The organism is Burkholderia sp. 572 (assembly GCF_040545135.1).
GTDB lineage: Bacteria > Pseudomonadota > Gammaproteobacteria > Burkholderiales > Burkholderiaceae > Burkholderia > Burkholderia cepacia.
In genome coordinates this window covers 71,479-79,891 of record NZ_JBEPLH010000032.1, presented here as the reverse complement: position 1 = coordinate 79,891, position 8,413 = coordinate 71,479, and the positions used below count along the sequence as shown (strand labels likewise).

At 68.5% G+C, this 8,413-nt stretch carries 5 protein-coding genes; 3 read left to right on the top strand and 2 right to left on the bottom strand.

The annotated features are described in order from the left end of the window. From ABIC51_RS36885 to ABIC51_RS36875, 3 genes are all read left to right on the top strand, one after another. On the top strand, nt 1-95 hold a 95-nt coding region (locus ABIC51_RS36885; RefSeq protein WP_133246935.1), incomplete at its 5' end, for a 4Fe-4S dicluster domain-containing protein. A gap of 48 nt (nt 96-143) precedes the next feature. After that, the gene (bktB, locus tag ABIC51_RS36880) at nt 144-1,337 is read left to right on the top strand and encodes a beta-ketothiolase BktB (protein ID WP_042973147.1); all 1,194 of its coding nucleotides are present in this window, start codon (nt 144-146) and stop codon (nt 1,335-1,337) included. Nucleotides 1,338-1,375: 38 nt separating this feature from the next. Further along, nucleotides 1,376-2,230, top strand: a complete 855-nt coding sequence (locus ABIC51_RS36875; protein ID WP_175862394.1) for a 3-hydroxybutyryl-CoA dehydrogenase — start codon at nt 1,376-1,378, stop codon at nt 2,228-2,230. Nucleotides 2,231-2,410: 180 nt separating this feature from the next. Here ABIC51_RS36875 and ABIC51_RS36870 read toward each other — a convergent pair whose 3' ends face one another. Then, on the bottom strand, nt 2,411-4,543 hold the full coding sequence (locus ABIC51_RS36870; RefSeq protein ID WP_226161124.1) for an AprA-related methyltransferase: 2,133 nt from the start codon (nt 4,541-4,543) through the stop codon (nt 2,411-2,413). 11 nt (nt 4,544-4,554) lie between these two features. Then, complete coding sequence (locus ABIC51_RS36865; RefSeq protein WP_354006958.1) at nt 4,555-8,382, bottom strand: AMP-binding protein; 3,828 nt, start codon at nt 8,380-8,382, stop codon at nt 4,555-4,557. Between the last annotated feature and the right edge of the window lie 31 nt (nt 8,383-8,413).

Sequence of the window (8,413 nt, the reverse complement as noted above, 5' to 3'; positions counted from 1 at the left end):
TGCACTGCAAGACCTGCGACATCAAGGACCCGACGCAGAACATCGTGTGGGTCACGCCGGAAGGCGGTGGCGGGCCGAATTACCCGAACATGTAACGCAACGTATCCCCGCGCCTGCGGGCGCGAACGAACCGGAGTGAGACGATGAGCAATGCAGCGAAAGAAGTCGTGGTGGTGAGCGGTGTCCGTACCGCGATCGGCGATTTCGGCGGCAGCCTGAAGGATTTCTCGCCGACCGACCTCGGGGCGAAAGTCGTGCGCGAAGTGCTGTCGCGCGCGAACGTGTCGGGCGATGCGGTCGGGCATGTCGTGTTCGGCCACGTCGTGAACACCGAACCGAGGGACATGTATATCGCGCGTGTCGCGGCGATCGACGGCGGCGTCGCGCAGCACACGCCAGCGCTGACCGTGAACCGCCTGTGCGGTTCGGGCCTGCAGGCGATCGTGTCGGCCGCGCAGACGATCATGCTCGGCGACGCCGACGTCGCGATCGGCGGCGGCTCGGAAAACATGAGCCGCGCGCCGTACACGGTGCCGGCCGCGCGCTTCGGCCAGCGCATGGGTGACGGCAAGCTCGTCGACATGATGCTCGGCGCACTGCACGATCCGTTCCAGACGATCCACATGGGCGTGACCGCCGAGAACGTCGCGGCGAAGTACGGCATCTCGCGCGACGCGCAGGACGCGCTGGCGCTCGAATCGCATCGTCGCGCGGCGCGCGCGATCGCGGAAGGGCGCTTCAAGGACCAGATCCTGCCGATCTCGATCCGCACGAAGAAGGGCGAGGTCGCGTTCGACACCGACGAACACGTGCGTCACGACGCGAGCGCGGACGATTTCACGAAGCTGCGCCCGGTGTTCAAGAAGGAGGACGGCACGGTGACGGCCGGCAACGCATCGGGCATCAACGACGCGGCTGCGGCCGTGCTGATGATGAGCGCGGACGCCGCGCGCGCGCAGGGCGTGAAACCGCTCGCCCGGCTCGTCGCGTATGCGCACGCGGGTGTCGATCCGGCATACATGGGCATCGGCCCCGTGCCGGCCACGCAGAAGGCGCTCGAACGCGCGGGCCTGAAGATCACCGATCTCGACGTGATCGAGGCGAACGAGGCGTTCGCCGCCCAGGCATGTGCGGTCACGCAGGAGCTCGGCCTCGATCCGGCGAAGGTCAACCCGAACGGGTCGGGCATCTCGCTCGGTCACCCGATCGGCGCGACCGGTGCGCTGATCACGGTCAAGGCGCTGTACGAACTGAAGCGCATCGGCGGGCGTTACGCGCTCGTGACGATGTGTATCGGCGGCGGCCAGGGGATTGCGGCGATCTTCGAGAACATCTGATAATCGACCGCTCAGCACCCGAACACACAGGAAATTTCATGGCCATCGAAATTGTCGGCGTCGTGGGCGCCGGAACCATGGGCAACGGCATTGCGCAGACCGCCGCCGTTGCGGGACTCAACGTCGTGATGATCGACGTCAGCGACGCCGCGCTCGAGAAGGGCGTCGCGACGCTGAAGGGCAGCCTCGAGCGGCTCGTGTCGAAGGGCAAGCTCGATGCGGCCGCACGCGATGCGGCGCTGGCGCGCATCACGACGTCGACCGACTACGCGCAGCTCGCGTCGGTCGATATCGTGATCGAAGCCGCGACCGAGAACGTCGAGCTGAAGGGCCGCATCCTGAAGCAGATCGAGGCCGTCGCACGGCCCGACGCGATCATCGCGACCAACACGTCGTCGATCTCGATCACCGCGCTCGCTGCGCCGCTCGCCGATCCGGCGCGCTTCGTCGGCATGCACTTCTTCAACCCGGTGCCGCTGATGCCGCTCGTCGAGATCATCCGCGGGCTGCAGACGAGCGAAGCGACCGCGTCGGCGGTGCGCGAGCTGACCGAGCGTTTCGACAAGTCGCCGATCGGCGTGCGTAACTCGCCGGGCTTCGTCGTGAACCGGATTCTCGTGCCGATGATCAACGAGGCGTTTTTCGTGCTGGCTGAAGGCATCGCGTCGGCCGAGGAGATCGACGCGGGGATGAAGCTCGGCGCGAACCACCCGATCGGGCCGCTCGCGCTGGCCGACCTCGTCGGCCTCGACGTGTGCCTCGCGGTGATGGACGTGTTCGTGAAGGACTTCGGCGACCCGAAGTATCGTGCGTGCCCGCTGCTGCGCGAGATGGTGACCGCCGGGCGGCTCGGCCGCAAGACGGGGCGCGGGGTGTACAACTACAGCGCCTGATGCGCGAGCCGGGCGCCGGTTGCGTGGAGGCCCCTGTGTGAATCCGGGGCATTCATGAAACCGGCGAGCAGTACGGCGCGCACCCGCACCCCGGAGACTGGGCACCGATCCAGCCTCCGGGGTGTTTTCTTGATGCGATTTGCGGCCGTCGCCGCGTACCGCGTGGCACCGAACGGACCGTCAATCGGCAACGGCGGTATCGTCGACGTAGTTCGCGATACTGAAGAACCGGTAGTCGCTCAGCAGATCGGGCGCCGGGAATCCTTCCGGATGAATCCGCCCGTAAATCGGGCTGTCGGGGCGCAGGCCGGCCAGGGTCAGCGCGAGCGTGAATTCGTTGAACGGCGCCATGAACTGGCGCGACACGAAATGCATGCCCCAGTTGAACACCGACGGAAGCTGCTCGGTGCGCAACCACGTGTCCGGGCCGCCCGGCGCCCGCGCGCACAGGTTCTCCGCCCACGGGCTATGTCCTTCGACGATGAGAAAGCCATGCTTCGCGTGGCGTTTCCAGCGGGTCAGGAAATCGATCAGATCCGCAGCCGCCACGTAACCGGGAACGAGCCCTTCCGCGTCGCTGTACGCGACCTTGAACGCGCGCTTGATCTGTTCGAGCCCGATCGGCAACGCTTCCTGATCCGATACCGTCAAGGCCCCCGCATAGTGCTGGTCGATCACCGCGCGCAGGCGTGCCCGATCGACGGTGCGGAGATGGCGCTCGAGGATCGCTTCGGCGGCGTCCTTGCGCCGGATGCCCAGCCGGCGGTTGTGGACCAGGAACATGAAGGTGTGCAGCAGGTCGCTCAACCGCGCCGGGCGCACGCTGCCGTCCGGTTGCATGACGGTCAGGCCGCTGTCGGCCACGGCTTCGTCGTAGCGGTCGGGCTGGGAGATGTCGGCGGCGATCACGCGTACCTGCACGCCGGGGATGTCCTTCAGCGCGGATAGCGTGGCGGCGGCGCGGCCGCGCGCGGATGCGTTGTAGTCGGCGCCGATCACGAGCAGCGGATAGTCGGCGAGGTGCCGGCCGCGCCGCGTCGACGTGATGACGTATTCCGCCAGGCGCTTCACCGCGCTGCCGTCGCCGCAGCCCATGTCGGCGATGCCGGCGGGCTGGCGATCCAGCGGCGTGTCGTCGAACAGCTCGCGCAGGATCTTCGTCGTGATTTCCTGCGATGCCGGTCCCGACCCGGCGCCGCTCGACGCATACACGTTCATCACGCGATCGATGTGGCCGTCGCTGTCGATATCGAGCGGATCGGGGTTGCCGAACAGGAGCTCGTCGAGCAGCGCATACGAACGCAGATACGACGCGGGCAGCCCCGCATAAGGCGCGGCGATCGGACGGTGAATCCGGCCCGACTCGGTGAGGCGCACCTTTCCCTGGTCGATTTCCACCATGCCGAACTTGCCCATCAGCGCCCATGCCGCGTCCAGGACGACAGGGTCCGCCTGTGTCCAGGCGCCCACCGCGACCCCGGCGGGCTGCTCGTCGAGCTTGCCGAGGATGCCGGGCGCCGACTGCACGTACTGGCCATCCGGCTGCCTGTCGAACACCGGCATGTCGAGCGCGACCCAGGTCGGGCCCAGCAGCAGGCCGTCCATCGCCGTGCGCAGCTGTCCGTTCACCTGGCGCTCCAGGTCGGTGGCCGGGGGCGCAAGCTCCGGCCAGCCCGCCACGCAGGCCCGCGCGAGCCGCGCATACAGCAGGCTGTCTTCGGCCGCCACGCGCGTTCGATGACACAGTGCGTGCAGATGCTGGAGCACCGACGTTGCATTCGCCAGTTGCTCGAACAGCGGCCGGGCGTGCTCGACACACGCGACGACATATTCGCCGGCGGGCGTGAGCGCATATTCGGCGTCTTCGTCGCCGCGATCGAGGGTCAGCCAGCCGGCCAGGCTCAGCAGGTTGAAGGCGCCCCACAGAATCCCGAGGTTACGGGTCGGGTCGGGCTGGCGGGACGCCGCGAACGCGCGCATCGCGCGGGGCGCTCCGGCCCGCAGACCGTCGAACGCACCGGCAAACACCAGGCGCGCCAGCGTCGGCACCAGCACGATGCCGTTGGCCCAGTTGCAACTGCGCGTGTAGGCCATCACGCGCTGTGCGTCGTGCCGGCCGATGCGCAGCGTAGCCGCATGCGTGTGTTGTTCGAGCCTGACGGGCAGTTCCTCGTCGAGCACCTCGACGCCAATCGCGGCGCCGGCCGGCAGGCCGAGCAACGTGCGCGTTTCGTCGGGATAGGCGTCGAGATAGTGTTCGAGCTGCCGGGCCAGCGCGGTGGTGGAATCACCAAGGTCGAATCGGGCGTGCATGTTGGACGGTCTCACAGGATCGAAGGTTGGGCTGCAAAGGTTGAAGGGGCATCCGGATCGGCGTGCGCCACGACCGCCGCCGGCGCGGCGCCGCGAGTACGGGGCGCGAGATGGGCGGCCAGCGCGCGAATGGACGGGTAGTCCCAGACCGCCGATGGATCGACGCTCACGCTGAACGCCTCGCTGAATACGATCGTCATTTCGACGGCGAGGATCGAGTCGAAGCCGATCTCGGCGAACGTCGACTCGCGCGTCAATCGAAGCTTGCGGTGCTTGAGGCGCTCGCCCAGCCACGCGATGAGCCATTGTTCGACGGCATGAACCTGCTGGCGATCGAGCAGGCTCGCCGGCTCGCTCGCGATCGGGGCCGGTGCCGAACCGGCGTCTTCGTCGGCCGGCGTGTCGGGTGTGTCGGGCATGCCGGTGGCCGGGTGCTCGCCGGGATTGGCGTCCAGCAACGGATCGACGAGCTGGCTTGCACCCGGGACCGTTTGCTCGATCGCGCCGATCTCGAGCCCGATCCGCGCGGCCCAGTCGTGCAATTGCGCCGACGTGGTCAGTGCGGATCGCAGACCGACCTGCCGCTGCGCTGCCTCGATCGCGAGTTCGTACCGGCGCTGCGCCCAGCGCAGCGCGCCGTCACCGATGCGCTGCTGCGCAGCCGCACGTTCGGTCACCGCGAGCAGCAATCCCCATTGCGCGACCGTGCCGAGCCAGTAATTGACCCAGACGGCGGCATGCGCGGCGCCGCCGAGTTTCGCCGCATTGGCGAGCCCGTCCTGCGACAGTTGGGCGCCAAGCTCGCGCAGCTCCGTGGCCAGCACGCCGGCGCCCAGCGCGCTTTCCAGATAGCGCGGAAGCTCGTCGCTTCCGTTCAGCAGACGGCTGCCGAGGTGAACCAGCAGCGTCTCGGTCGGCCCCTCGAAGATGCGGGTCAGGCGCGCGTCGCGGAAGATCTGCGGCGCGAAGTTGGTCTCGATGTAACCGCGGCCGCCCAGGAACTGCATCAGCTCGTCGGCGGATTGCGACAGCAGCTCGGAGCCGAGAATCTTCGCGATCAGCAGGCAGTCTTCAGGCAACGTGACGCCGAGGTCCAGCTCGGTGGCCAGGTGCTCGACCAGCGCGTCGAGTCCGTCGATGCGGTCGCGCAGCTCGCCCAGGCGCAGGCGGCTCAGCGGATTGTCCAGCAGGAGCCCGGTGGCGACCTCGCGCCGCGCCCCGTAGCGATGCATCAGCTGCGCACAGCGCTTCATTCCGCCCACGCTGACGGCGGCGATGCCGAGGCGCGCGATGTTCATCGCGTGCTGCGCCACGGACATGCCCTGGCCGATGTCGCCGAGCCGGCATGCGTCGCCGATCCGCGCCCGATCCAGATGCAGCGAATTCTGGATCATGCCGCGCACGCCCATCGTCAGCTCTTCGGCGCCGATCCGCACGCCCGGCGTGCCGGGGCGTACCGCCAGGCCGACCATTCCCGTGCCGTCGGCCTGCTTCGCGAACACGTTGATGATTCCCGCCCACGCGGACGAGCCGCTCCAGCGCTTGGTGCCGGTGACCAGCCAGTCGCCGGACGCGGTGCGCTGCGCGCGGGAGGCGATCGCGCGGACATGCGAGCCCGCGGCCGGCTCCGTGATCGCGAATGCGGCGAGCATCCGGCCGCTCGCGAGGCTCGGCAGCAGTTCGTCGCGCAACGCGGGCTGCGCGTGCTGCATGATCGGCACGATGCCGAGCGTATTGTTCAGGGCGACGAAAAAAGCCAGCGTCGAATCGATTGCAGCCAGTTGCGCAAACACGCGCGCCATGTCGCGGTGGCCGAGCCCGAGCCCGCCATGCGAACGGTCGATCGGCATGCCGAGCAGGCCCCGGTTGCCGAAATCGAGCACGACGTGCGGCGGAATGGTGCGTCGCTCGTCGATGGTTCGCGAATCGATCCGCATGCGGGCGTAGTGCCTGAGCCAGTCGTTCAGTTCGTCGACGGTGGCGGCGTCGTCGCGCCCGCGATCGTTGGCCGCCGGCTTGTCGGCACCGGCGGCCGGGCGCGCGGGCTGCCCGCGATCGGGTGCCGGCGTCTGCGTGCCGGCGTCGACGTCCCACTGCGCGAGGATCGTCAGCGCGCCGTCGTGCAGCTGCGTGCGGCAGGTGCTGCGGCGCACCTTGCCGCTCGACGTCTTCGGCACGCTGCCGGGCGACACCAGCACGATCCTGCTCGGCCCGATGTCGAGGCGGTTCCAGATCGCCTGGCGAATCGCGTCGATGAAGCTGTCGAGATTGCCCTTGCGCTGCGTGCGCTCGACTTCGGCCACGACGATCAGGCGTTCCGCGTCGGCCTGGTCGTCCATGAAGGCCGCGCAGCCGTTCGGCACCAGTTCCGGCACGCCGACGATCAGCGCGTACTCGATGTCTTCCGAGTAGTAGTTGCGGCCGGCGAGGATCACCATGTCCTTGAGCCGGCCGGTGACATACAGTTCGTCATCCAGAATGAAGCCGAGATCGCCGGTGCGCATGAATGCCTGGTCGCGGTCGCCGGCCAGCGTGTGCCGGAAGGTCGAATGCGTCTGCTCGTCCAGCCGCCAGTAGCCGGCGGCGACGCTCGGGCCGGCCACGCAGATTTCGCCGATGGTCCGGTCGTCGCACCGGGCGTTGGTCTCCAGGTCGCGCACGATCACCTGCTGTTCGCCGTCGGTGCGGCCCACGCCGACCAGAACCCGCTCGCCCGGGCGGTCCAGCGGCTGCGGCGACACGCCGAGGGTCTCGTTGCGCAACACCACCGATTGCCGCTGGAGCGCGGCCTGGTCGACGCACAGCGTGCGGACCGGGTGCCGTTCCGTGCGGCCGGCGACGTACAGTGTGCCCTCCGCGAGCCCGTAGCACGGCAGGAACCCGTCGGCGGCGAAGCCGGCTGCCGCGAAGCGCTGCGAGAAATCCGTCAGGGTGCTGGCGCGCACCGACTCGGCGCCGTTGTACGCGGCCCGCAGGCACGACAGGTCGAGCGTCGCCAGTTGTTCGTCGGAAACTCGCCGGCAGCACATCCGGTACGCGAAATCGGGCGCGCCCGTCAGGTCCGCGCGGTACTGGCTGATCGCGCGCAGCCACAGGTACGGATGCTGGATGAACCGTTCCGGGGCCATCAGCACGCTGCGGAAGCCGCCGTAGAGCGACGTCAGGATCACGCCGATCAGGCCCATGTCGTGATACGGCGGCAGCCAGCTGACGATCGTGCTCGACTCGTCATACGCAAGCCATTCGCGTATCAGCCCCAGGTTGTGGATCAGGTTCGCGTGACTCACCATCACGCCTTTCGGTGTGCCCGTCGTCCCCGACGTGTATTGCAGAAACGCGATGTGGGACGGCTGCACGCCGGCGGGCGAATCCACGGGAGCCAGCGCCTGCGCGCCGCCGACGTCGAGCAGCGTGCTGCCGGACGCGTCGGTATCGGCGAGCCAGGTCGAGCAGCGCGCGTGGTCCTCGGCCGAGCAGAGGATCGTGTCGGCGCCCGCGTTTTCGACGATGCCGGCGATCCGCACCATATGCTGCCTGTTGCGCGGCGGGTAGGCCGGCACCGCGATCGCGCCCGCATACAGGCACCCCATGAAGGCGCCGACGTAATCGAGCCCCGGCCGGCACAGCAGCAGCACCCGGTCGCCGACGTCGACCGCGTTCTGCCGCAGCAGCGCGGCGACCCGGCGGGCGCGCACGTCGAGCTCGGAGAAGGTCATCGATTCGGCCCGTTCCTGCTCGGGCGGCCCGCTCAGGAACACGTAGGCGGTGTGGTCGCCGCGTGTGGCGGCGCGGTTCTGAAGCAATTCGCCAAGCGTAGTCGGCAAGGTCGCAGTGGTCATGATGTCGTCGGAAGAGGAATGAAAACAGCGA

Excerpts from the sequence above, each read along its gene's own strand:
- ABIC51_RS36870 (WP_226161124.1), bottom strand. The coding sequence starts at position 4,543 with ATGCACGCCCGATTCGACCTTGGTGATTCCACCACCGCGCTGGCCCGG.
- ABIC51_RS36875 (WP_175862394.1), top strand. The coding sequence starts at position 1,376 with ATGGCCATCGAAATTGTCGGCGTCGTGGGCGCCGGAACCATGGGCAAC.
- ABIC51_RS36865 (WP_354006958.1), bottom strand. The coding sequence starts at position 8,382 with ATGACCACTGCGACCTTGCCGACTACGCTTGGCGAATTGCTTCAGAAC.
- bktB (WP_042973147.1), top strand. The coding sequence starts at position 144 with ATGAGCAATGCAGCGAAAGAAGTCGTGGTGGTGAGCGGTGTCCGTACC.